Source organism: Paenibacillus wynnii, from assembly GCF_030812855.1.
Lineage (GTDB): Bacteria > Bacillota > Bacilli > Paenibacillales > Paenibacillaceae > Paenibacillus_AQ > Paenibacillus_AQ wynnii_A.
The window spans coordinates 234970-258305 of sequence record NZ_JAUSTK010000005.1 but is presented as its reverse complement, the minus strand read 5'-3'; the positions used below and the strand labels follow the sequence as shown (position 1 = coordinate 258305).

Here is a 23336-nt window from a genome sequence, read left to right as displayed (position 1 = left end):
GGTGGAACTGGATAAGCTAAAGGACGGACACCTCCAAACCGGGAAAGCTTACCGTCTAAAGCTATCTCTGCAGGAGCTCTGGACACAGCCTCATATTCTAGCCGATGTCTATTTACGGGAATGGATGGGTTGGGCTAGACGCTCCCAACTGAAACCGATGATGGAATTGTCCAAAACCATGAAGCGACACGAAGAAGGCATCCTACGATGGTTTCATAGTCGTATGACGAACGGATTGTTGGAAGGTATAAACGGACTGATCCAAGCGGCAAAGAGGAAGGCCCGGGGCTACCGGAATGTCCAAAATTTGATCGCGATGGTGTACATAACGGCGAACAAGCTTAGACTCCCAACGCTCGCAGCTCGTCGAGGGTAGTACACCTCCCCTTTTATACCAGGGGTTAGGAATCTATTAATACAGATAAATCTATGATTCTATTCTAGCCAGCTTTACCCATCCAGTAGAGCGAAGAGCCGTTTATCATTTATTGATCCTCCGATGTTATTATTTAACCTTGAATGTGGTTCATATCTTTTAAATAATATTGGTGCTGAGTTTTCAAAAGTTTCTTTATTTCTGGTATATCCTTGTCTGTTATTGGAAGTATACTTATTAATTCTACACCGCATCTAAAATACGTACGGCCATCCGCATAGGTATATTCATACCCTTCAAGTTTATCCTTACATTTCCCGCAGTTGTAGCAACCAGTATATTTATAGTTAAATTCCTCAACGACTGCCCTTAGACTCTCACGAAAAATATGGGAGTATGTTGCAGAAGCATAAAACTTCATTTTCAAAACGGGATTGCCCTTCTCGATTGAAAACTTCATAATATGCTTTTTAGTTTTACTGTTATTGAAAACAAAATTAAGTGCTTGGGTTTTTGCCTTTTTGGGTTTATAACCAAGTTGAGCGGCATAGTCTGCAATCTCACTGAATACGCTCGTTTCCTCGTCAGATAATTGCTGATAAAATTCATCTAATCCCATACTATTCCTCCTGTCAAAACAGAGTCAGATATGTCTTGAAACCTTATCAGGATATTCCTTATTTTTATAACAATTCGCAAGACAATAGCAGGCTTGATTATAATAAAATTCACTCGCTTCAGTATCTCCTTTGTATGGTTCTAGCTCAGAGATCATATTTGTTATTTTGTTAAGCTTAATTTTGCCCATAAGATCTTCATGATCACTTAAGTTTGGAGTGAATTTGTAAATAACTTCATCTTCATTGTCTATTTCCTTATATAAATATGTGCTCCAACTCATCTGAACAGTCCTTTAATTTATTCTCACTATATAAATAAAACCCAACCTACTTTTAACACTTAGAAATTCGTCTTTTTCAATGCTAAAATATCTTAGGATCTTTCAGTTCTGACCATTGTATTTGTGGATTCTCTTCATCATTTAATGTAATTGTTCCGATGGTTATTTCGTTTTTATTAGGATTTTCTAAATAGTGGTTCATCATGAAATTTACGATCTTAGAAAGTTTCAGTTCTAGAATTTCACCAAGTTCTACCCAATGCAGCTCACCTTCAGCTGAGTTTATAAATTTGGAACTCTTAACCTCTCCAAAATATACAAATTGTTGTCTTATTTCTTCCTCTTTTATTCGTATTAATAGGTATTTTAACTTTAGATCTTCTATCTCTTCCTCTTGTATTCCGGATTCTTCAAAGATTTCTCTAATGCATGCTCTTTTTGGGAAATTCAACTCCTCTGGCTCTAAATGTCCTCCAAGTCCCGTCCAAAACATTGTATCCGTTATCCTACTTGATTCTTTCTTCATCATTAATACTTTACTTCCATGGAACAGAAAGGCCGTAGACATTTGCCTCAATTCCATCGTTCATCATTCCTTCTTTTGGATTTCAGTTCCTTAAAACCTAGCTTAGTGAATTTATTAATTCACCAATGAGTCCCTTACTCTGATGTACACCTAAGTCAGTATTGGTCATCACAATAGCACCCTTACCTATATGGGGATGTACAATCAACATACTTTGAAATCCAATTCCCCAACCTAACGAGGTAACCTCAAGTTTTCTATCTGAATGGTCAAGAAAGACACCTAAACCCGCCCACGGGGAACCGTCTTGCGGAGTAATCATCTCGTTAATTAATATTTGAGAAATACCAAGTTTTCCACATCCATTCAAAGAATGAATCATTTCAATTGCCAAATATGCTAAATCAGTAGGGGTAGACCAAAGTCCAGCTGCTGCCGGATATGGATAAATAGGATACTTACCTTCGACTAAAATACCTTCTTTATTATGACCACAAGCAAAACACGAACAATCACGATCTGGAATGGTATGTTCAAGCGTGCTATTTTTCATCAATAAGGGTTCGAATATCATCTCTCTCATAAGTGCTTTAAAAGGTTTTCCAGAAGCATCCTCCATAAGTTGCTGAATAATACAATAACCGGAGTCCGAATATTGAAAAACACTTCCAGGTTCATTCTTTACTTTTAATGGTTCTGGGGAAAAAGAGGTTTTGCCTATTAAAATATCCACCATCGTTGGGATACCATCCGCAGAATTATATTCACTATAGCTGCCTTCGGTATCAATAAATCCAGAATGATGACTAAGTAAATTTCGTAATGTTACTTTTTTACTTTGTGTATGTATATTCTCAGGAACATTCCATGAGATGAGCTTATCATTAACATCTTGATCTAATTCAAGGGTACCTCTACCAACCAATTCCAAAGCTAACATTGCTGTAGCAAATTTACTTATTGAACACGCATTCAAAATAGTGTTGAGATTGACACTGTTAGTCCCTCCCACTTCTGTTAAACCGAAACCCTCAACTACACTCAGATTACCATCGTCTATTAAAGCAATGCTCAAACCTATTACATTAAAATGCTTCATGCGTTCTAATAATTCAGCCTTTGTGAGCACTTAATTAGCACCTCCCACTATGATTTTATATTGGTAACCCGTACAAAAGCATATAGTTACCCATTAGCATTTTCATTAAATAAATCTCCGATCTTACTGATATTCACTCTAGTAACCATTCCTCTAATTCAGATATCATGTCTGCGTAACGTCTAATATCGTTTATCGTTCCTGTTACCTGGGCAGTTCCCATCTTCTGTTCATCTTCGTCTGTACATTCAATCCATAAGGACCTTTTTAAACTATATTCCAGCCAGCCTAATTTACCTGAAAAACCATTGGCTAATACTATTTTCCAATCGGCTTCTAGAGTTCCGTACTTCTTCTTATATCCACCTATAAAAGCAAAAAATCTTTCCTTATCAACGCTACCCGCTTCATTTTGGGACCAATAAATTGCTGTTTCAACCAAGTCTTGCATCGGATTGATATAGCCAGCTGACTCCCAATCAATAAGGATGGGATTGTCTTGGTGCCACATCACATTTTTAGAATCTAAATCTCTGTGACTTATGACCATATCTTTTACAAGTAGTTTTTCTGATTTATTCGAAAGGGCATTCCATTCATTTAACTTATCTATGTTTTCAAGCAGCAGGTAACTCCATTCCAAATTATTCTCTTGGCCCTTCTGCAAATAGTAACACCAGTCCGTTAACTCTACATGTTCTGGTTTGTCATTAATTATCCCTAACTCTGAAAAATCCGTCATATGTATTTCTGATAAAACAGCACCGATTTTTTCACAATGCACCTCTTTAATCTCATTCAATCTCAGACTTTTACCCTCTACCCAATCAAATACAAGATAGTACTGGTTGTCTATTTCTTGTAAGGAGTTCCCCCTAAATTTCTTAGCAGGAAGAGCAGATATATGATTAGCTGAAATAGTGACAATTTGTTCTGAATAGATGTAGTTCTGCATTGCCACAGGTCTTAGCATAATTTGAGGGTTTAATGCTTTAATAGCATATTTCCCTAGTGTGGTTTCAATAGCATACATTCTGTGTAAAAACCCACCTACAATCGCTTCAGGCACACCTGTTATCTCACCAAGTTGCAAAATAGAACAAAGCTTTTCAAACTGCACATTGTATTGTATGTATACCATCATCTTATGTATCCCACAATTTCATTCACCTTCTCTAGATCACTTGGTCTAATCTTTAAAGTAGTTTGTGGCACCCCTGTTCCTCCATATACATATTGGAATCGATTCACTTGACTGTCTAGAATTGTTGGAATGTCCATATTAATTAAAGATACACTTCCGATCATACTACCGGTAACTTGTTCAACCTCTTTTGGAGATGCTAGCTTAACTTGTTCAACTGATAATATTTTTCTTAGCGAATCAAAATCCACCCTTCCATAATCTCCTGAAATAATCAGGCAAAAATAGCCTTTTTCTGTCTTCAAGATGAGTGTTGGGGCTGTTTGTCCAATCTCTATACCAAAATATTCTGCTCCCTCCTGGGCAGTGTTTAGCTGTTTCGAGTGTTTAATGATTTCATATTCAATGTTCTGTTCATCTAATACAGCAACTAATTTATCCATCCTCTCACTTCTTTCGATTTAGAATTATTTTACTTATCTTTTTTTCTTTTGTATGAATACACCCAAAAAGAAAAAGCTACCAGCATTAAAAAGGTATACAAAATATTAATTGTCGAAAATTCTTTATATACGAAAATGTCTACTAACTTTACTAGAATTAATATGGATATGATAAAAAAAGGCCACTTCTTCAATTTGCAACACTCTCTTCCAGAGTTTTACCGATTAATTGTTTTTCTAAATCTTCTATTATCTTGTACGTAATGATTTGTGTTGAAGTACCTTTTATAGTTGCTGAGATGTCTGCTCCTTCCTTAGCCACGACTATTATTGGCTTTAAGTTGGCATATGCATAACCTGCTTCAATCCCCAAGCCAACCCCCTTTTCCGAAAATTCAATTAATAATATGTCTGCTTTTGCAATCTCCTGAAAGGTAGTCTTCATCAATTGTTCTGGCGGGTATTGATACATTCCCCATTCTTCCATATCTCTTACAACACAATACGTTTCATGTCCGTAAGATTCTAACAAACTCAAGATACTTTCTATTAAGCTTCGGTTTGAAAAATCCTCAACGTATTTGATTCCTAAGTATATCCTCATTCATTCTCTTCTTTCTTAAAGGATTTTTACGAATATCAGCTGTTCCCTCTAACGTACCAAATCTAGTACGCACTATAAAAATCTAAATCCTGAACATAATATCTAGATCATCCATTTACAATTTAAAATGTACCTTCCTTTGACTAAGTTCTATGCAGTAATTAGATCGAATAAAAAACCCAAAAGAACAAGGGACAAACCTATGAAAACATTTACTTTTTTATCATTAAAACCAATTTTCTCCGTAATGATGATTGTTATTCCAATAAATAGAAAGAAACATAACTCCAGAAACAATTCCCAGAGTGAACATAAATATTGGAATTCTCAATTTCAATTCGTCTTTCACTCTTTTCACTTAAAGTGTTTTAACAAGCTCGGAAAGTAATAACCCTTTGTTTGAAAGCGCCCAAGTATTATGGTTCGCAAAACCCTTGACGCTCTGAATTTGCTTAGTGTTAAAAGAAAACTCAAAAACCTTCTCAAAATCAGCATTGAGAGTAAAATAAACCTTACATTCTTCCGAAATAAATATCATTGAAAACTGGGTAGGATAATCCCCATCATGTTGAACTGTATCCATTAGCCACTTGAATCCTACTTCAATATTAAATGGACCAATATGATTTGCTATCATTTCATGCACCTTAATATATCTGTCATTTCCCGGACCGCTTGCTTCCTTATATTCAGCTCTACTCTCATCTGTTACAGGAAAATTAGTGAGCACCATGAAATCTTGATTAACTGAATTTAGATCTAATTTCTGTCGTCCAGGTTCAACAATATAAGACTCCCGTTTCCCAGCAATTAAACTATGAACACTATGATTTGGTACATTCACAATTGTATTATTTTCTAAATACTCACTTAACTGAGGCAACGCAATACGTTCAGATAGGACGTCATCAAACAGCTTCATAATATGAACACAATTCTTACCGCGTCTATACTTCCCTTCTTCATTGGGTTCAACCATTAGTAAGTTCATAAACGTACCTTTATCATTCAATCCAAAAGCAAGATAAAATTGTCCATTCTCCTTCTGCTGAACTTGAAGTTGATTTTCACCGACCAAGACGATTTTGATAGGTCTGCTTGAGATATCGAAATTCATACCCATATACGTTTTATCTAGATGAACTACGAAACTTGTACACATAGATTGGACTCCTTTGCTGTTTTATCAAAATTCCTCAACTAACTTCGCTGCATCCCTTACGCATTTTAAACATACCGTATTAAACAACCCGTTCTCTTGTATGAATAGTTTACCTTCATCCGTATTAAGATCTTGTCCTAATAATTCTTTACATAAAGTTGTTTTATTCCATTCTTTGAATCTGCTAGTCATCTCGTTTATTATTTTATAGGTTTTTTCATGAGATACTTTGTCATCTGCCTGAATTTTTCCATACTTCATCCCGACAACCATGTATGCTCCCGTTAAAGCACCACAAGTTTCCTGCATTCTTGCCATGCCTCCGCCAAAGCCGCTTGAGATTTTCAAGGCAGTATCCTTGTCGATCCCCAAATCCGTTCCGTATGTAGAGAAAATAGCCTGAGCACAATTAAATCCTTCATTAAAGGCGTCTATAGCTTTATCAATTTTAGATTCCATAACACAACTCCCATCTATGAATTAATTAATGTATCTTACGTTGTTATGCGAATAGTCGTCATTGTATAAATTGTTTAATATCTAAAATATCTCCTCCAGCGTACTTTTGTTCTAACAATAGCAGTACACATTCCGCTACTTGATCAGGCGATAATAGCTTACCTTCTTCTTTAAACGTAACAAATCTTTCTAAGTCCTTAAAATCTTCTATCTTCGTTGCCCGTATCTCTTCTTGCATTTCAGTATCTATTATCCCTGGTGCAAATGAGATAACCTTAACCGGACTGGATTTTTCTTCTTGTTCAACTCCTACACATCTTGTAAATAAATCCAAACCCGCTTTGGCGCTACAGTAATTACTCCACCCAAAATACGGCTTTTTGCCAGCACCTGATGATATATTAATAATTCGTTTATCTGCTTTCATTGATGAAGTTAAAGAAATAAAACAAGAGGTTAAGATCATTGGTGCTATTAAATTCAGTTGGACATTCTCTGCTATCTCTTTACTGCTGCAGTATTCAATGGGTTTAATTGGAGTTACTGTTCCTGCGTTATTAATCAAAATAATCGATTCAACAACATTTTTATTTATCTTTTGAAAGATCTTTTTCATCATTTCTTCAATATTACTCACGTCTAACAAATCAAAGTTAATGTATTCAAGATTAGCGCCACATTCTCGTGAAGCTTCTATTAATCCGGTATTTTCATTCCTTGAAATACAAAACAATTGATTACCTTTACTTAATAATTTTCTGGATAAAGCCTCCCCAAGACCACGGGAAGTGCCAGTAATAATAAAGTATTTCATGTTTTGTCACTCCTATCTTTTGAAAGTATGGTACCCAATTCATGTTCTTCCTTCATTCTAAAATCATCAATTTTTTATCCGCCTATATTTCATCAAGAATGGCACCATAAAAATCAAAGGAATTATCGTTAGAATATAAAAAAACACCCTTTCATATTTAAAATTTCCCCAAATAAATTGTGTTGCTAACATTGGGAAAGCTGCTATTACTATAGCAATTCGAAATCTCGAATCCAGAGTAACAGCATGAGCTTCACCGCAGTGAGAGCATACAACAGGTTTATAACCATACATACTGGACCGCATGATCTGCTTATACTTAAATTTCTCATTACAATTAAGACAATGCTGCATCTTTAATCTCCTATCGAGAATAATTCTCCTTAGAATGATCCATCTTAATCAATCACATCAAAATTAAATGCTTTAGATAAGTGCCGATAGCAGGAAAAGTAAGTAAACCCCAACAATATTGCTGAGACAACTATGTTAGATCCCAAACTCTCTTTTCCGTAAAAGATAAACAGAAGTCCAAAAGTCACTAACGAGGAAAAGATCGAAATCAATAAAGAAAAAAACGTTATTTTTTTCTTAGTCATTGTCATAGCACTACTTACTTCGTTTCATCATTGGATGATCTTCTTTCAGTTCTAGTAAATCCCATAGGTTCCCATATAAATCCTTGAATACTGCGACCATTCCATACGATTGTTCTTTGGGTTCTCTTACAAATTCTATTCCTCTTGAGATCATTTCGTTGTAATCTCTCCAAAAATCATCAGTGTTTAAGAACAAAAAAACTCTACCGCCTGACTGGTTCCCTATAAATGCTTCTTGATCCAGATTAGATGCTCTTGCAAGTAATATTGTTGTACCGACTGAACCCGGAGGTGACACTACTACCCATCGTTTATCTTGTTCTGGCTGATAAGTATTTTCAACTAAAATAAAATTTAGCTTCCTTGTATAGAAATCTATCGCCTCATCGTAATCCTTCACTACTAGAGCAATGTGCACTATGGATTGAACCATCTTCGTCAACTCCTATTTTTCAATTTTTCATATTAACAGATTGCCAATCCAATTTGCCCTTTACCTCCTCAAGCTTTTCGTTCAAATGATAAAACAACATTCCAAAATTCAGGTTTTGTGGTAGTGCATCAACAAATTTTATTTCCTCAATTTCAAAATCGGGCAGTTTTTCCATCTCAACTACTTCAGCAACAAATGCCATTCCGTATGTATCATAAAATGAGTATATCCCATATGGGGCGGTATTGAATTTAACTGCTCCTGTCTCCTCATAAAGCTCCCGATTAGCTGTTTGTTCTATTGTTTCTCCTTCTTCTCTTCTTCCACCGGGAATCTCCCATCCACCACGGTTTCGGTTTTTGATGATAATATAGTCATTATTATATTTTGCTAGTATTACGGCGAAGGTAACCAAGGCATCAGGTACTTGATCCTTTGTAAACCAATTAAATTTCATTATTTCCCTCCTATTCTTAATTTTACTTCATCCCTTTAATTATTGTTGCATATTTACTTTCAGTCTCCTGGATAGATTCAATCTGAAATCCAACCAATTGTAATAAATGAATATATTCTTCTACCTCAATTGGATATAGCTTTATGAATCTATCGTTGCACTCGAGCCATTCTTCGTCATTACTGACGGATAGAACAATAGTCCCGTTATTCTTAAGTGAACTGTAAATGTTAAGGAGTGCCTTGGTCTTATCTTCAATATGTAAAAAAGTCAATACACTATAAGCTACATCAAACGTATTTGGACGAATAAAATGATTAATATCGCTATTTACTAACTCAACGTTCGCGTACCGACTTAGGTTTGACTTGGCCCGATCTAATGTCTTCGGTGAAATATCAATACCCACTAGGTACTTACAATCCATCTCTAATACTTCTTTTGCTATTCTCCCAGTACCAACACCAATATCCAGTACTACTTTATTTTTTGGAATCAAGGAATTGAAAAATAGTGGTCCATCCCATCTGCTCATGTATGTATGTAACTCTGGGGGGTCTTGTACTGGATCATTTCCCTCATCAATAAGTAATTCATAATGTTCAAGTGTGCTGGTGATCTTCATGAAAAACTTTTCCCTCTCCAAAGAAACTTCATTAAACGTAAGAGTAATACTTGTAAGATTCCAAAAATAATAGCTTCTATAACAACCAAAATCTCTAGGGTTTTATCAATGGGTTTAAAGAAGGTCTCAGTAATCGGGATATAATGGTTTTCACATTCTTTCGTAATTCTTTTGGCTTGCTTCTGAATATTTATTTCTATAACATTTCAAATTTATAGTTTTTGCACCATCTTTCTTTTCTTAAAAACAACGATTATATCCCTAGACGTCCCTTGTGATTGAGTGGTATCAAAGCAGGAAACAAGCTCCCATCCTTCATCTCCATGAATATTCAGTTCCTCCTGAAATTCAAATTCATCAATTTTCCCTCCTAAAAATCCACCAGTTTTAAACTTCAAAGTTTTGTACTCCCATTGTTCCATATTAATCAGTCCTTTTTCCCTTATTTATATTCTTGATTTGTTTCTGAGTTCATAAAATTGTCTATTGAAAAAATGGATGCAAATAACAAATGATAAACTAAGAAATCCACAACATAATCAGGCTCAATTAGCAGCACTATAGGTAGAAGCAACAAAAAGAGTGATAATAAATAAACTATACAGGAGATATATTTTCCTGTTCTTAGGCTAAAATGATTCATGATAAATGTACGATATTGTTTAAAAAACTTAAGTCTCGAAACAACCTTAACTACTACAAGTGCTAATAAAAAATTAATTACAACATCTAAAAGTAAAGAACCATAGTAGTTATTAATTCCAATTTTGTGGTAAAGCGCTTCTGACTGATTACTGCTTAACCCAAAGGAAAATATAATAGAACACAAGATCAATAGGAATAAATTTTTATTTAATTTCCCCTTCATTAATAAACCCCGTTTCAGATTCTGAACATATATACCTTTATAAGTATATCCGATGATGTTAGTTGACTCATCCTCTTCCTAAATTATACTATTAATACCCATTTATTTCCCTTATCTTTTTTTTAAAATCCATGGAATTGCTTTTGCCAATTCGGTTTCATCTCCCCATAAAAAAATGATGAGGCAGAACTCCCGTTTGGGATTTCTGCCTCATGTTGTTACCGAATTCTCACCAGTCTCATTTTTATTGTCGAAGCATTTTCCTTAATACTCTATTCTTATATTCAATTTGTTTGTTGAAGCAAATATATTCAATTCTTCTAATAGATTTTCAATTTCTTTCTTTTCTAATATCCTCAATCTAAATAATTTCTCCTTAATCTTTTCATCTTTTATTCGAATATCTATTATGCCTTTTAAGACTACTATTTCCTCTATACTCACAGGTAGTATTAACTTGGATTGATATGACAAATGATCACTGTTGATAATTAAAATTTTTATTTTCTTAACTTCAGTAATTTCCCATATTAAAGAAACTAATGAAATTAAAGCAGAGACAACTAATAAGAGAACTTTGTTTTTCGAATCACTTAGAAAAGATGCCCATATAAATCCCAATAAACCAGTCTGCATTGCAATGGTCAAGAAGAAAATTTTCAAGGATGAAAGATTATTTGTTTTAAAGGCTCTTTGACCTACTAGTTTTTCTTCCAAGAGTTCACCCTCCAATGCTTATTGTGCTGAGATTTCTGATAACATTGCTGCAACGAGAACTAGTCACTTTCTTGCTAAATACAAATCGATAGTATCATAAACATATAATGTATCACCAAAACGCAGAATCGCTTCTTTAATCTCGTTTTCAAATAATATTCTCGTAGTAGATGGCATTGTTCTATGGTCTGAATATGTATTTAATAAGGCAATATAGTCGGACGAGGAAAATGTTCTTGTCAAATGATATAATTTGAACACAATTTCTCTAAATCCATAAGCCTGAATTGTTTTCTTTCGATAATTATATCTTTCAGTATCATGCTCCATAATTTTGGTACTGGAAGGTCTGTATTTTTGATATATACTTTGAATATTCAGATGTAACTCATCATCTTCTCGTGATACAAATGGACGGTTCCAAAATAATGCAAGTGTTCCATTGGTTTTTAATAATTTCGAGACTTTAGGATAACCAATTTCTTCTGGAATCCAATGAAATGCGGTAGCTGAATAAATTAAATCAATCCTGTCATCTGGACATTCAAATTCTTCAAATGCAGTATTGTATACTGTAAAATTTTTATAGTCTAGAAACTTCAATTTCGAATAATCTGCAAGGTCTTTTCCTAATTCAATTGCCGTTAACTCACAGCCTGTTTCCAAAAAAGGTCTTGTTCCCTGGCCTGTTCCAATACCAATTTCAATTACCTTTTTACCTTGCTCAATCTGAGAATACGCTATAATATCTTTGAATAGTTCATCACAATATGTCGGTCTCCACTTTTCGTAGTTCTTCACATCCTCATTAAATGTTGATCGTTTATCCAGAATAATCATCTTCCTTCCGAATTTTCATTACCACTCCATACAGCCCGTTAGTTATAGATGTTTAATCCCCAAAATTCCTCTTCAGACCAAGAGACGTACGGCCCGCAGCGTGAATCCGATGTTAGCTGAAGTCTTAGGCTTCTCGAAATGCTATCATAATAATTAATTACTCTACTCGAATACGAACTTTACTCTATCGGTTTTACTCCACTTATCTTTAATAACTTCATAGTAGACATCCGTATTTTTATATATTATGTCTTTGTAAATCTTAGCTAAATGAGGATAATGATTGTCGATGAAACGTTCCAACGTAAGTGCGGGTCTAGTGTTTTCTTTTAATCTAACTTTATCTAAAAATACTGGAATGTCTTTGTCTATAGCTTCAATCATTAAATCTACATCTGTAATACCAGGTAAAATTGGAGTAATAAATACCCAAACAGAAATGCCCATTCGGTGTAACTGATTTGCGGTCTGTATATTACTCATAAGAGTATAATCATCGATCTTACTCAATTGTTGTATGTTAGATAATCCTAAAAGCAAAGTGAATTTGTTACCCATAGGTTTTATTATGTCTATATCTCTAAAAATAAGTTTTGACCCTGCTTTAGTTGTAACCATACATTTCAAATTTAACTTACTTAATTCTATTAAACATTTTCTTGTTAATTGATATTTCCGTTCTATCTCCATATAAGGGTCACACTTACTACCCAAGTATACAGTGTCTTCTTTATTCCATTGAATAAGCTCTTTTTGCAAAATATCTGCAATATTAAGTTTAACATTCAAGTTGATATTCCAAGTTTCATCGTTTAATTGGAAACAATAAGGACATCCAATTGTACATCCATCATACGGATCAATAATCGGAATTGTCCCTCCATCCGGGGGATATTCATAAGTCATTGAACTATGAACCAATATTTCTTTGAGCATATTTACCCTCTCCATTCAGCTTCTTATAATAAGATGGTAAAGTAATCCTCCAAAAAAATATAGACTTATAATTACCAATTTGTTATGATGTTGAATAAGGTCTTGAAAAAAATGACATACCAATCCATAGGTCAATATGATCTGTGGTTTTTTTGTTTTCGGTTGATTTCATTAGGTAAAGTAGTGCCTGATGCTTCAGATTCTTCCAGCGACAGCACATTAGGCAGCATATCCTTGAACAGGAAGCCCCTCAAGCTGTTGTTGCCTCGGGACGTACCAAGGATCGCTCGTGACACAGCTTTAATACGTGATAGATGACGTAAACGACATCACTTCTTGCTCCTGCCTTACCAAGGGCCGAATGGCCGAAGTGTGAATATGATTTTGCGAAGGTACTGCCATCTTGAAAAACTATCTAAGGCTATTCCAATATCGGTTTGCAAGTATTCTCATATCGTCAAACGTTAATTCCTGATTTACATGGTCATATATCGTTAAATGATCAGAATTAATAAATAAGTATCCTCCTTCTATCCCTGGTTTATCACTTAAACATGTTATCTTAATATATTCCCCTTCCGGCTCTGATTCGTTTATCTCTAACTCTAGCTCTGTTATCTCTGATGTTTCATCTACTCTTACCATGGTATCCCAAGGTACAAAATAACAACTATAGCAATTTGAAAAATGATATGTAAAATATTCATATTCCTTGTCTATCATCTCTGTTCCAATTGCAATTGACCTTTCAGATAGGTTCATGATTTACTCCTTCTGTTGCAGTACTTTCGTATAAAAATGAACCAGTTTAACCATATAAAATGTCTTAATTTAGTTGGATCATATTCCAAAAGCCTCTTTCATTAATTGATCGGGAAAGTTTTTCAGTTTTACTATAGGACAATGGTTATTTTTTTGATTAAGTTCTATGATATTCATTTCTTGTAATGGCAAGTATCGTTCAATTAAGAAGTCCGTCATTTTAACCATATCTGTCATTGATCCTAGAACACTTCGATCATACGTTTTAGTAAACTTTAGTTCGTTTGCTTTACTTACATATTCAATAATCTTTGAGTCCGGAATTCCTTCGGCTTGTAGGTTTTCAGTGAGTGATTTAATAAATAACTGATTAAAATTTTTAAAGTGTTCTTTCTTTACCCCAAATAAAATGAAGTTATATCTTGTTTTATTATTCATAAAGATTATGTTATTTTTTTTCGCCATTCTAAAAACATTAGCATGCCACTTATAAAATTCATCATTTATTTCGTTATCTTGATCTTGCACAAAGGAGCTTAGTTCAAATAGTTTCTTAGTCAATGATATTGTAATCATCTAGTTATTCCTTTCTAGTCTATTTCGACAAACGTTTCCGTGTTCACGACGTCACAGCGGCATAACCTTAGGTCCGGGTGGCTCCGCCATTAGGCGTAACTCTATCACTTTTTACTGGCAATTATTGTTATAACATCTGTTTCTTCCTCATATTTTCGACCAGTTACATCTGCATAAAATTCAAAATCTTCAAAGCCAATACTGCCGAGAATTGATGAAATCTCAGCAATTGTATATGTCTGGTCCCAAATATTGTAGACTTGGATATCCTCATTATCATCTAACACTATTGTTTGTTGTAAATGAACTCTTTCTTCTGAATACCAATAACTAGAGTCTAAGCACAAATGAGAAGTTGGTCTCCAGAAACTACCTTTGTATGAAGTCCATGTTCTTGAATTAGCATGATTACTATATTTATTAGGTGTAAAAACATCGAAGACAATTTTTCCCCCGGGTTTTAAACTATTGTAGATTTTGTTCAACAATTCACGCCGTTCGAATTCGTTAAAAACTCCAAAATCACAATATATAAGCAAAACAACATCAAAAGAACTAGTATATTCAAGGGTTAGATAGTCTTGACAAACATAATTAACACTCAAATCTAGCTCGGATGCTCGGTACTTTGCATATTCAATAGAACGACTTGAAAAATCCACTCCTGTTACGCTATTAAATCCTAGTTTAGCCAACCGATTTGTATAAAGGCCTGGTCCACAACCTAAATCAAGTATTTTTTGTTCAAAATTATTGCCACAAATATATTCTTTGATCCATTTCACTGAAGCATCAATTGTATTCGGCTTCCTGCTTGCTGCATCTGTATTAGGATCTAAGTGGGCCTCTAGCATTTGTTGTGATATATACTCGTCAACCCACATCTGCGAAGTACCTTTCTCAAATATTAAGGGTCTTTTTGTCTTTTCAATCATTTCATTTATCTTCATTAAGGATCTCCTACTTTCAAAGAATTATCAATCCTTGTGAAAGAATTTCGTTTAACGTTATGCGTGAACACATGTATTTGTATTTCTTTCGGTTATAATAAGCTTAAAATTCTATATAAAACGGTTGCAAATCAGGGTTTAAACAATATTCAATTCTTTGCCTAAAGCTTGTCCATGTCACCATTTCTAATGCTTCACTTAATGGGAAGAATCCAACTTCTAGACTCTCGACCGATGTCGTGAGTTCTCCTCCAATCGGTTTCCCCAAAAATAGAGTGCTACAAATAGAGCCCGTAACATTCTGAAATATCCCACAAAATTTTATTACTTCTATATCAATCCCTGATTCTTCTTTTGTCTCTCTGATCGCTGCATCCCTTATAGATTCTCCTATCTCTACTCGTCCTCCAGGTGGTTCCCAACCTCTACGAGGACCTTTGATTAATAAGATTTCCTTCCGATCATTCATCACTATTGCTCCTGCAGTAACAATATGTTTGGGGTCACTCATATTCAACCTCCTGAATATAATTTTTAATAGTTTGACGCAGGTTTCATCTAACGTTACCGTGTTAGCGACGTTGATTTCAATTAGATATGCATATCTTAGGGAAATCAATGTTCTTCGATTCTACTCTTAACTACGGACGAACTGAGGAGGCGTAGCCGACCCGATACAAGAACACATTGTTATAAGATGTAGATATGGGTTATAGTATAATTCTTGTCATTATTAAGCCAATTAATGCTCCAAAATTATTCAATATAATATCGTCAATATCAAAGCTTCCTACCCAAGTTAACATTTGAATTAATTCTACTGAAAATAGAATTGTTAGGGACATTGCTAGGAATTTTAATGTTTTGAAATACGTCCGATTCAATACTGGAATAAACGACCCCATTGGAATAAAAAGAACAACATTACCGATCAAATTCTCAAACCAAGTATGAAAGGGAAAATGTTCTCTATGTATTAAATAGTTATTTATCGTTCTAAAAGGCATTAAATTAAACATATAATAGTCTCCAAAATGCCTTCCTCTTAAAAAGAGTAGCTTAATCATAATCAATAGATAAGTCATCCCAATTGCTAGGAAAACAATGTTTAAGATTCTATTGTTGAATAGTGCTTTTTTAAACATCTTAAGACAGCTCCTTAAAAATATTCCTCAGGGTTTTATATAACGTTGGTGTATTGACAACGTCCATTCCCCTCAGATAGCTCGTATGGCCTGCAGCACGTATTCTCGATCAAGTTTAATTCCATTAATTGTTATGAACCCGCTTTACGCTGCTTGAGCTCAGCGTATCGCTTCGCCGGTATCCCGCACCTTGATCATTGTCCTCTACCAGCTCGTTTGCTGCTGTGATAAGTAAGAGCCCATGCGATGCAGGTCTTCAGCGCTTCAACAGGAACATCATCGTCCTCGTCAAATATGATCGCCCGATTCCCTTCATATCTTAACTCGTTCGGATAGACAGTTCGAAACGTATCTACCAGTCACCCCATCTGAGTTCCTCTTCCAGTTTGCCCACCCCGTCGATCTCTTCTGCAGTGTCGAAGATCAACTGACGCAACTGCATGAGCCTGCGACGCAGCGTTGGTGGATATCCATCAAATACGGCTGCAACGCCCGGGTTCGATATGGTATTGTTCACTACTTTCCTCCTCATTTACCATCCCTTATTCTTTATTAAAGATTCTATTTGAGCAATATGATGTCGGTTATGCCATACAAATCTTTGAAGGGCAATATCTAATGTAATACTCCCCAAAGCTTGGGTTCTTAGTTTTCTACTAAAATCGTTCGGTTTTAAACCAGTAAGCAGAACAGCGAACCGGTTGTGTAGTGTTTCAATTAATACAAGAGAGTTTTCGATAGGTAATTTCATGTAGTCAATTAATTCCGCCCATAAATCTTCTCGATAAGAACTTGCCATTGGTTCGTCCTCAGTTAGTGCCCTCTTAAATCTTAAATAAGCGTTCATATCATTATCAGCTATATGATGTACGATTTGTTTTATACACCATCCATCTTGACGATAAGGAATATTAAGCTGATCAGGTTCAAGTTCTTTAGTTATATTTCTAAGTGTCTTTGTAATATCTGGAATTTGATTAATTAAGTTGATTCTTCCTTCTTCAGAGATATTAATTATTGGTTTGAATTGACCCATGGAAAAATGTAAATTGTCCATTTCACTATATTCTCCTCTCTGAATTGCAGTAATTTCGCATAGCGTTTCCGTGTTCACGACGTCCCACCGATGCTTGAACACATTGTTATCTGATGCTGCTTACCTCTTTAAATACTCTATCCTTAAATTCTGTTAAATTATACCATGCACCATGATTTAAGTAACATTTTATAGGCTTTTAAGAATCGTAATGCATTTTCGAATTTCGATACTACTTCGTATTCTCTTCATCATAACGACGCAAGAGCTAATCATTATTATCATTGAAATGAGATATAATTATCTATAAATCTGATTATCGGAGGCTAGTCGTGGAAAATGAAAAATGTGACCTTATACACCCAAACGGTGTCAAGGAAAAGAAACTTGAAGTGATTGATGGTTATACGATCAAGTATCACGCAAACGGAAAAACAATTTGGTCTAAGGGAAAAATGATTGACGATAAGCCGACTGGCTACTGGGAATGGTATCGTTCCGATGGAACACTAAAACGTTCTGGTTATTTTGAATTTGGCGAGCCTGTTGGTGAATGGATTACTTATGACAGTAAAGGAAAAAAATACAAAACTTCCATTCGAGATAAAAGTTAATAAGTAAAAGACAAGGTAAATGTTATTGCACACCCAACGTTGTGACATTGCCGACGCTCCACCACTTGAGGGAAGCACAATGCCTAGCGCAGCTGGCGATCACGACCGGCCGCGATACGGTTAAGTTGTGCGGGTGTGTCACCTGAATCCACTTCCTCGAAATGTCACTTGGCGACCAAAGTTCTTCAGGCCACTTCGGGAATGCGGTGTTAGGCGATGTGCAAGTTCTTCTTCGAGTTATCCCCAAAAAGTCTTATAAGCATTTATTGATTTCATTACTAATTCTTCGTCCTTAATACCATTATGAACAAAAAGTTTTATTGGGAAAAAGATTCCTTCCATTATTGATAATCTTATGTCCTCAATAAATTGATTATATGAATATTGGCAAGAGATTTTATGACTAATTGCAGTGTAATAGAGTTGAAAGATGCGTAAAGTCTCCTCCCCTCCATGAAATAAATCATGAATAAATAACATTACCAGGTCTTCTGTACAAAGCCCTACTCTCACTGCTTCAAGGTCAATTATATATGGCCTTGCATTTCTAGTGGACGGATATAACAGATTGCAAACATTCAAGTCACCATGGATGAATGTAGTATTATGATTGTTAGTTATTCGCTCAATATGCTGTTGAGCGTTCTTGCGCAAATAAATAAGACTCTTCTCATATATTTGAAAATGCTCTTCTTCAAAGTTAAACGTTTGATGCTTTCTAAAATGAAAATAATCTCTTTCCAAATAAGCAATATGTTGTATATATTCCTCAACACTTTCCAAATGTTTAGGAGCAGATAAATCTACATTCCCCCAAGAGACCGCATGAAATTGGGATATCACATCAATTAAATTGATTAGTTTATTAAGTTCTATGGGTACTTCCCAATCAGATATATTTCTATGTGTTGGAGATAGATCTTCTATCAACAATATACCTTCTTGTCTATATTGATCATACTCATTGTAATAAACCTTTGGAATGGACACATCCTTGTTGGAGAAATACTTATAAACAATATTCTCATGTGGGCAAGAACTGGAAATAGTATTTTTCTCTATTAATGGTACAAATTCATTGTCTTTCCTGTGGATTTCAATTTTGTTTATTGTTGCTCTATCTCTGGTAATATGATCTATTCTTCTTATACAAAGACTTTCAGAAATATCATTACCCTTAAAAATATTCATCAATTTGTTATTATTTAATGGCATTTTTTATCTCTCCAATTTTAACTTGAATTTCACATAACAACTTATTCACAATGCGTGAATAAGTTGTTATGTGAATTCCATTCTTCCTCGATTAATCTACAAATACTATGTTTTCATAATGTTCGCCATCCCCGATATTATCTGAAGATAGCCATTCAAAATATCTTAATCCTAGTTTCTTTGCAATTAAATAAGCCGGTGGCTCTTCGCCAGTAAATCGAACTAAATCAAAGATCTCTTCTATATCTTCTATATCTTCTGCTGTGTTGCCTTGCTGGATTATCAATTCCCTTAGTAAAAATAAATCAAACTCATCCTTCTCAATAATCAGATCATCAGTCCAGTCGCACTTATAAGTAGATACGATCTCATCTTTTTCAAAAATTATTAGTTCCCAACCGTGGTCCTCCATATATGAATAATGTACTAATAAGCCAGGATTTAGTGAAACAATCGATTTACGGATACCAAAGGCAGGTCCTTGAATTAAAAAAGTAACCCAACCATTAGACTCAGGAAAAACGTATCCCTTGTTATTTGAAGCTCTTATTAAATCAATGACTTTTTGTTGGTCGCTTGTCTTTATATGATAACTTGCACTGAACTCACTCATAATTCAGCTCGATTTTATTATAAATGTGTTTTGGTTGAATAGGAAAGTCCTATCTAATAACATACCTGTGCTTTAAACACCATTGTGTTATACTGCCAGTTAGTTTAATCAACTATGAATGAATTGCTGTTAATTTTTCCGTTTTTTGCACTGATTTCCTATAACGTTTCCGTGTTCAAGACGGCCCACCATCTTAAGGTCACGTAGTGACCAGCCGTAATGCGGTTAGGTGGTGCTGGGTTGTCTGCTGAAATGCCTCTGCAGACCAAGGACCGTCAGGCCCGCAGCTTGAATACAGTGTTATCTGATGCCACTGCCTTCTTCGAGTTTACTTAAATATCCGTCTTTTCAGGTTTCCATCCTACTTCTTGTGACCAAAAATGAGCCTTCTGTATAATCTCCCAAACAATTGGTCCTTTGCCTTCAACATACCTTGTTCGTTCATTCTTGAAGAGTTTCATTAATCGATGTTTTTCCTGAGCATATGCCAAACAATCTTCTGGATGTTTACGCAAGTAATCTCTAAAGAGTAATGTTACCTGTTCCGAGAAACTTCCAGATTGCCTTACATGTATATGGGTCCTACTTCTACCTGGTAATTCCCGAAAGTATTTCTTTGTCTTATCAGGATTTTCTCTTCTTAATTCAAAACCAACTTCTTCAACTCGAAACTTATAGCTCAATTCATTGTCTAGGTTAGGGACTGAGATTTGAATATCTATTATTTGTTTTGCATCCATTCCAATAATTGAAGTAGAACCTACATGATCTATTCTTATAGCCCTTTCTCCCAATGATTCCCGAAGCTTTGATCCGAGTTCAAGAAATATATTTCTCCACTCCGGATCATAATTTGCTATCCTCCATTGTTCTTCCATAAGCAACTCCTTTGAATTTCTTTCAGATTAATTGCAAGTCTTTCATATATTTTCAAGAGAATTATTGTGTTTAAATCTTCGCACGATAATACCCCCAAATATTTCAATTATAATCCTAGCATTACGCCTAACATTTCCGTATTAACGACGTCTATTCACCTTAAGGACCTTCAGGTCCGGCCGCGATGCAGTTAGGTGACTAGATGTCCCGGCAATCACTTCTCGGCTTATTTCCGGGACCGAGGCGGTTTGTCCGCCGATGAGTGAACATATTGTTAGACGACGTCAATCTGAGTTACTCTCAAATCTAAGTTTTATTCAATGTACTTCAAGTTATGATCTTTACACCAATTAATTGCAATTTGTTTATATTGTTCATCTCGAAAAATATACCATTCTTGTTCAATACCCATTTCATTTACTCTGTCCTTGAATCTTCTGAAGGCGCCTCTCCCACGAATTGCATCAAATAAAGTCTCTCTATTCCCAAGATCCTTAACCTCATAACAAAAATCTTCCAGCAATTTATATTCATTGATTTCAAATTTAGTTGGTAATTCTCTATAATCATCAAAGTTATCAAGTACATCAATTGCAAACTTAATATCTTCTTGCTTCCAATCTGGTAAATGATCAAAAGATTCATCCTCTTCTGCCGACCTGACATCTTCATCAGATACAGAGATGACTTCACCGGTCTTGAGGTTTAAATAAGTGCTCGTTCCATCAATTTGCATTTCTAATCCATCAATAATGTCCTGGAGATTAATTGATTTTTCCATGTCTGTTCAATCCTTCATAAGAGAATTTTAAATATTTCATCTATCGGTTTTATATATGGGTTTTATACAGCTTCTTGATGTCGTCTAACGTTATTGTATTCACGAACCCGAGAACCTTAAGCTTCCGTTAAGGGGGGGCCGCGACTGCGGTTAGGTTTGCAGGGTTGTTCACCTGATTCCACTACTCTGCCAATCCCTTCGGGCGAACCAAGGAGCCGCCAGGCTCCGCCGCGTGAATACTATGTTAAGTGATGTCTCCGACATCTTGAGCTGCATTCAAAATACGCTATTATTCAAGCCCATACTTGGAATTGTATCCCTTTCCCTTTCTTATTTCACTACTTCTTTAAAATAGGCTTTGATAAACTGTGTTGTTAATTTTTTTATTGAAGTGATGGGCAGCATAGTTGTAAGGATCGCATGAATACCGCGTGAAAAAGATAGTAAAAACGAGTTGACATTGGAGTTTACTCCAATGTTATTGTGAATGTATGGAAAAACAATATTCTATAAAAGAGGTTTCACAGATACTCGGTATCCCTAAGGATACGCTGCGGTATTATGACCGTATTGGAATCGTATCGCCGTCTCGGGGACACAATTCTTATCGCAGGTATTCTAGGGACGACATCGTCGATCTGATGAATATTCAAATCATGCAGTATGCGGACTTTTCTCTAGAAGAAATCAAGGGGAAGTTCCACAGAATGCAGAGTGTAGATCCTGCTTATTGCCAGGAGGTTGCTGAATTCCTTGATGCCAAAAAAGCAGAAACACGCAAGAAAATCGTACATCTTGAAAGGATCAGTCAGTTGCTAGACGTAGCATTTGACACGCTAAGGGACTTTAATCATGAAAGTGACAAACGTCTGGCAGAGTTCGTTCGAGAGATTTACCGAGATCTTCACAAGAAGGAACCTGGAATAACCAAGGAGGATTGTGATGGACATTAAAATTAAGAATTATTATTGTTTGATTGCCGGCGTTCTTGCGATACTTTTTGCCGTTACGCACGCATGGAATGGGCAATTCACTGTACTGCCGACGCTCTTAGTGAATGATATAGCCTTGGATACATGGATAACATTTACGTATGTCTGGCACATTATCACCGCTGAGAATCTGGTTTTCGGCATTGTATTCATTATCCTGTCATTTCAAAGCGAGAAATCGAAGATCAGGTTTGCTGTGTGGATGATCGTGTCACTTCTGCTCGTTCGTCTGATGGTCATTCTCGGTGTAACCGCATTTTATGATGTTTCGGCACTTACGAATACGTTAATCGATTCTATTGCCATCCTAATCTATACCGCTTTCATTATACTGGGCACAAGAATGAAGAAAAAAGAGTAAGGAGGACAATCGTCACAAACCAGTAGGAAGGTTTGAAGCACTAAACTGCGTTACACTACCAGTTATTTGGAATACGTTAACGGGAAACGATGGTTCAGAATGAACCGCCTAATTTGGCGGTTTTTCTTTTAGTCGCAAATCAACAATCAAGGATAACAGAGCCTATAATTAAAAATGTCCCTGGTCATTCACTTACGACCCAGGACATTTCACAATATCATCTCTTATTAAACGCACGTACTTTCTAGGGAACCTTGTGCACTCAATTCGGATTTAGACATCGCAAAATCCAAACAAACTAAGATAATTTAAGTAATACTTTTATATTACTTTCCTGTGCGCCAGCACCGGGTAGCTCTGCCACTTAGCCAGTCAGGTGTGTCTGCCTGATCCTCTTCCTCGAAATTCC

33 protein-coding genes are annotated in these 23336 nt (G+C 35.5%); 4 read left to right on the top strand and 29 right to left on the bottom strand.

Going from position 1 to position 23336, the window contains the following annotated elements; all coding sequences use genetic code 11:
• A partial coding sequence (locus tag J2T20_RS07965; protein ID WP_307587214.1) for a transposase occupies positions 1–376 on the top strand: 376 nt, incomplete at its 5' end.
• 133 nt (positions 377–509) lie between these two features.
• Here the strand turns inward: J2T20_RS07965 and J2T20_RS07960 are convergent.
• From J2T20_RS07960 to J2T20_RS07845, 25 genes are all read right to left on the bottom strand, one after another.
• Positions 510–995 carry a hypothetical protein gene (locus J2T20_RS07960; protein ID WP_307587213.1) on the bottom strand — a complete coding sequence of 162 codons (486 nt, stop codon included), beginning with the start codon at positions 993–995 and terminating at the stop codon, positions 510–512.
• A gap of 364 nt (positions 996–1359) precedes the next feature.
• The gene (locus J2T20_RS07955) at positions 1360–1845 is read right to left on the bottom strand and encodes an NUDIX domain-containing protein (protein WP_307587242.1); all 486 of its coding nucleotides are present in this window, start codon (positions 1843–1845) and stop codon (positions 1360–1362) included.
• Positions 1846–1900: 55 nt separating this feature from the next.
• Positions 1901–2902: a serine hydrolase domain-containing protein gene (locus tag J2T20_RS07950; protein ID WP_307587240.1), complete on the bottom strand. Its 1002-nt coding sequence runs from the start codon at positions 2900–2902 to the stop codon at positions 1901–1903.
• Positions 2903–3035: 133 nt separating this feature from the next.
• Positions 3036–4046: an aminoglycoside phosphotransferase family protein gene (locus J2T20_RS07945; RefSeq protein WP_307587212.1), complete on the bottom strand. Its 1011-nt coding sequence runs from the start codon at positions 4044–4046 to the stop codon at positions 3036–3038.
• On the bottom strand, positions 4043–4489 hold the full coding sequence (locus tag J2T20_RS07940) for an aminoacyl-tRNA deacylase (RefSeq protein WP_307587210.1): 447 nt from the start codon (positions 4487–4489) through the stop codon (positions 4043–4045). Before J2T20_RS07940 ends, J2T20_RS07945 begins: the two co-directional genes overlap by 4 nt.
• A 190-nt stretch (positions 4490–4679) precedes the next feature.
• Positions 4680–5093 (bottom strand): hypothetical protein, encoded by a 414-nt coding sequence (locus J2T20_RS07935; RefSeq protein WP_307587208.1) that lies wholly within the window; start codon positions 5091–5093, stop codon positions 4680–4682.
• A gap of 358 nt (positions 5094–5451) precedes the next feature.
• Positions 5452–6255 carry a hypothetical protein gene (locus J2T20_RS07930; protein WP_307587206.1) on the bottom strand — a complete coding sequence of 268 codons (804 nt, stop codon included), beginning with the start codon at positions 6253–6255 and terminating at the stop codon, positions 5452–5454.
• 24 nt (positions 6256–6279) lie between these two features.
• Positions 6280–6714 (bottom strand): C-GCAxxG-C-C family protein, encoded by a 435-nt coding sequence (locus tag J2T20_RS07925; RefSeq protein WP_307587203.1) that lies wholly within the window; start codon positions 6712–6714, stop codon positions 6280–6282.
• Positions 6715–6772: 58 nt separating this feature from the next.
• A complete protein-coding gene (locus J2T20_RS07920) occupies positions 6773–7528 on the bottom strand; it encodes a (S)-benzoin forming benzil reductase (RefSeq protein ID WP_307587201.1) in 756 nt (251 codons plus the stop codon).
• A 66-nt stretch (positions 7529–7594) separates the two neighbouring features.
• Positions 7595–7882: a TIGR04104 family putative zinc finger protein gene (locus tag J2T20_RS25730; RefSeq protein WP_373457768.1), complete on the bottom strand. Its 288-nt coding sequence runs from the start codon at positions 7880–7882 to the stop codon at positions 7595–7597.
• A 255-nt stretch (positions 7883–8137) separates the two neighbouring features.
• A complete protein-coding gene (locus J2T20_RS07915; protein ID WP_307587199.1) occupies positions 8138–8560 on the bottom strand; it encodes a VOC family protein in 423 nt (140 codons plus the stop codon).
• A gap of 19 nt (positions 8561–8579) precedes the next feature.
• The gene (locus tag J2T20_RS07910; RefSeq protein ID WP_307587197.1) at positions 8580–9017 is read right to left on the bottom strand and encodes an NUDIX hydrolase; all 438 of its coding nucleotides are present in this window, start codon (positions 9015–9017) and stop codon (positions 8580–8582) included.
• Positions 9018–9039: 22 nt separating this feature from the next.
• Positions 9040–9642: a class I SAM-dependent methyltransferase gene (locus J2T20_RS07905; RefSeq protein ID WP_307587196.1), complete on the bottom strand. Its 603-nt coding sequence runs from the start codon at positions 9640–9642 to the stop codon at positions 9040–9042.
• Between the two features lie 212 nt (positions 9643–9854).
• Entirely contained in the window at positions 9855–10064 is a 210-nt protein-coding gene (locus tag J2T20_RS07900) for a DUF4177 domain-containing protein (RefSeq protein ID WP_307587194.1), read from the bottom strand.
• A 20-nt stretch (positions 10065–10084) separates the two neighbouring features.
• The gene (locus J2T20_RS07895; protein WP_307587192.1) at positions 10085–10510 is read right to left on the bottom strand and encodes a hypothetical protein; all 426 of its coding nucleotides are present in this window, start codon (positions 10508–10510) and stop codon (positions 10085–10087) included.
• Between the two features lie 264 nt (positions 10511–10774).
• Positions 10775–11227, bottom strand: a complete 453-nt coding sequence (locus tag J2T20_RS07890) for a hypothetical protein (protein ID WP_307587190.1) — start codon at positions 11225–11227, stop codon at positions 10775–10777.
• A gap of 63 nt (positions 11228–11290) precedes the next feature.
• Positions 11291–12067 carry a class I SAM-dependent methyltransferase gene (locus J2T20_RS07885; protein ID WP_307587189.1) on the bottom strand — a complete coding sequence of 259 codons (777 nt, stop codon included), beginning with the start codon at positions 12065–12067 and terminating at the stop codon, positions 11291–11293.
• 162 nt (positions 12068–12229) lie between these two features.
• The gene (locus J2T20_RS07880) at positions 12230–13003 is read right to left on the bottom strand and encodes an SPL family radical SAM protein (protein WP_307587186.1); all 774 of its coding nucleotides are present in this window, start codon (positions 13001–13003) and stop codon (positions 12230–12232) included.
• Between the two features lie 411 nt (positions 13004–13414).
• The gene (locus tag J2T20_RS07875; protein ID WP_307587184.1) at positions 13415–13765 is read right to left on the bottom strand and encodes a hypothetical protein; all 351 of its coding nucleotides are present in this window, start codon (positions 13763–13765) and stop codon (positions 13415–13417) included.
• Positions 13766–13843: 78 nt separating this feature from the next.
• Positions 13844–14341: a DUF6933 domain-containing protein gene (locus J2T20_RS07870; protein ID WP_307587182.1), complete on the bottom strand. Its 498-nt coding sequence runs from the start codon at positions 14339–14341 to the stop codon at positions 13844–13846.
• A gap of 104 nt (positions 14342–14445) precedes the next feature.
• The gene (locus J2T20_RS07865) at positions 14446–15291 is read right to left on the bottom strand and encodes a class I SAM-dependent methyltransferase (RefSeq protein WP_307587180.1); all 846 of its coding nucleotides are present in this window, start codon (positions 15289–15291) and stop codon (positions 14446–14448) included.
• Positions 15292–15394: 103 nt separating this feature from the next.
• A complete protein-coding gene (locus tag J2T20_RS07860; RefSeq protein WP_307587178.1) occupies positions 15395–15802 on the bottom strand; it encodes an NUDIX hydrolase in 408 nt (135 codons plus the stop codon).
• A 199-nt stretch (positions 15803–16001) separates the two neighbouring features.
• Positions 16002–16436, bottom strand: a complete 435-nt coding sequence (locus tag J2T20_RS07855; RefSeq protein ID WP_307587176.1) for a VanZ family protein — start codon at positions 16434–16436, stop codon at positions 16002–16004.
• 352 nt (positions 16437–16788) lie between these two features.
• On the bottom strand, positions 16789–16968 hold the full coding sequence (locus J2T20_RS07850; protein WP_307587174.1) for a hypothetical protein: 180 nt from the start codon (positions 16966–16968) through the stop codon (positions 16789–16791).
• Entirely contained in the window at positions 16969–17493 is a 525-nt protein-coding gene (locus tag J2T20_RS07845) for a YfiT family bacillithiol transferase (protein ID WP_307587171.1), read from the bottom strand.
• Positions 17494–17804: 311 nt separating this feature from the next.
• On the opposite strand from J2T20_RS07845, the gene J2T20_RS07840 reads away from it, so the two are divergent.
• Positions 17805–18086: a hypothetical protein gene (locus J2T20_RS07840; RefSeq protein ID WP_307587169.1), complete on the top strand. Its 282-nt coding sequence runs from the start codon at positions 17805–17807 to the stop codon at positions 18084–18086.
• 237 nt (positions 18087–18323) lie between these two features.
• On the opposite strand, the gene J2T20_RS07835 is transcribed toward J2T20_RS07840, so the two are convergent.
• From J2T20_RS07835 to J2T20_RS07820, 4 genes are all read right to left on the bottom strand, one after another.
• Positions 18324–19301, bottom strand: a complete 978-nt coding sequence (locus tag J2T20_RS07835) for a phosphotransferase (RefSeq protein ID WP_307587167.1) — start codon at positions 19299–19301, stop codon at positions 18324–18326.
• 91 nt (positions 19302–19392) lie between these two features.
• On the bottom strand, positions 19393–19914 hold the full coding sequence (locus J2T20_RS07830) for a hypothetical protein (protein WP_307587165.1): 522 nt from the start codon (positions 19912–19914) through the stop codon (positions 19393–19395).
• Between the two features lie 332 nt (positions 19915–20246).
• Positions 20247–20792: a GrpB family protein gene (locus tag J2T20_RS07825; protein WP_307587164.1), complete on the bottom strand. Its 546-nt coding sequence runs from the start codon at positions 20790–20792 to the stop codon at positions 20247–20249.
• A gap of 314 nt (positions 20793–21106) precedes the next feature.
• The gene (locus tag J2T20_RS07820; RefSeq protein WP_307587162.1) at positions 21107–21574 is read right to left on the bottom strand and encodes a UPF0158 family protein; all 468 of its coding nucleotides are present in this window, start codon (positions 21572–21574) and stop codon (positions 21107–21109) included.
• Positions 21575–22065: 491 nt separating this feature from the next.
• On the opposite strand from J2T20_RS07820, the gene J2T20_RS07815 reads away from it, so the two are divergent.
• Positions 22066–22527 (top strand): MerR family transcriptional regulator, encoded by a 462-nt coding sequence (locus tag J2T20_RS07815; protein WP_307587161.1) that lies wholly within the window; start codon positions 22066–22068, stop codon positions 22525–22527.
• Positions 22517–22927: a hypothetical protein gene (locus J2T20_RS07810; RefSeq protein ID WP_307587159.1), complete on the top strand. Its 411-nt coding sequence runs from the start codon at positions 22517–22519 to the stop codon at positions 22925–22927. Before J2T20_RS07815 ends, J2T20_RS07810 begins: the two co-directional genes overlap by 11 nt.
• Positions 22928–23336: the final 409 nt, after the last annotated feature.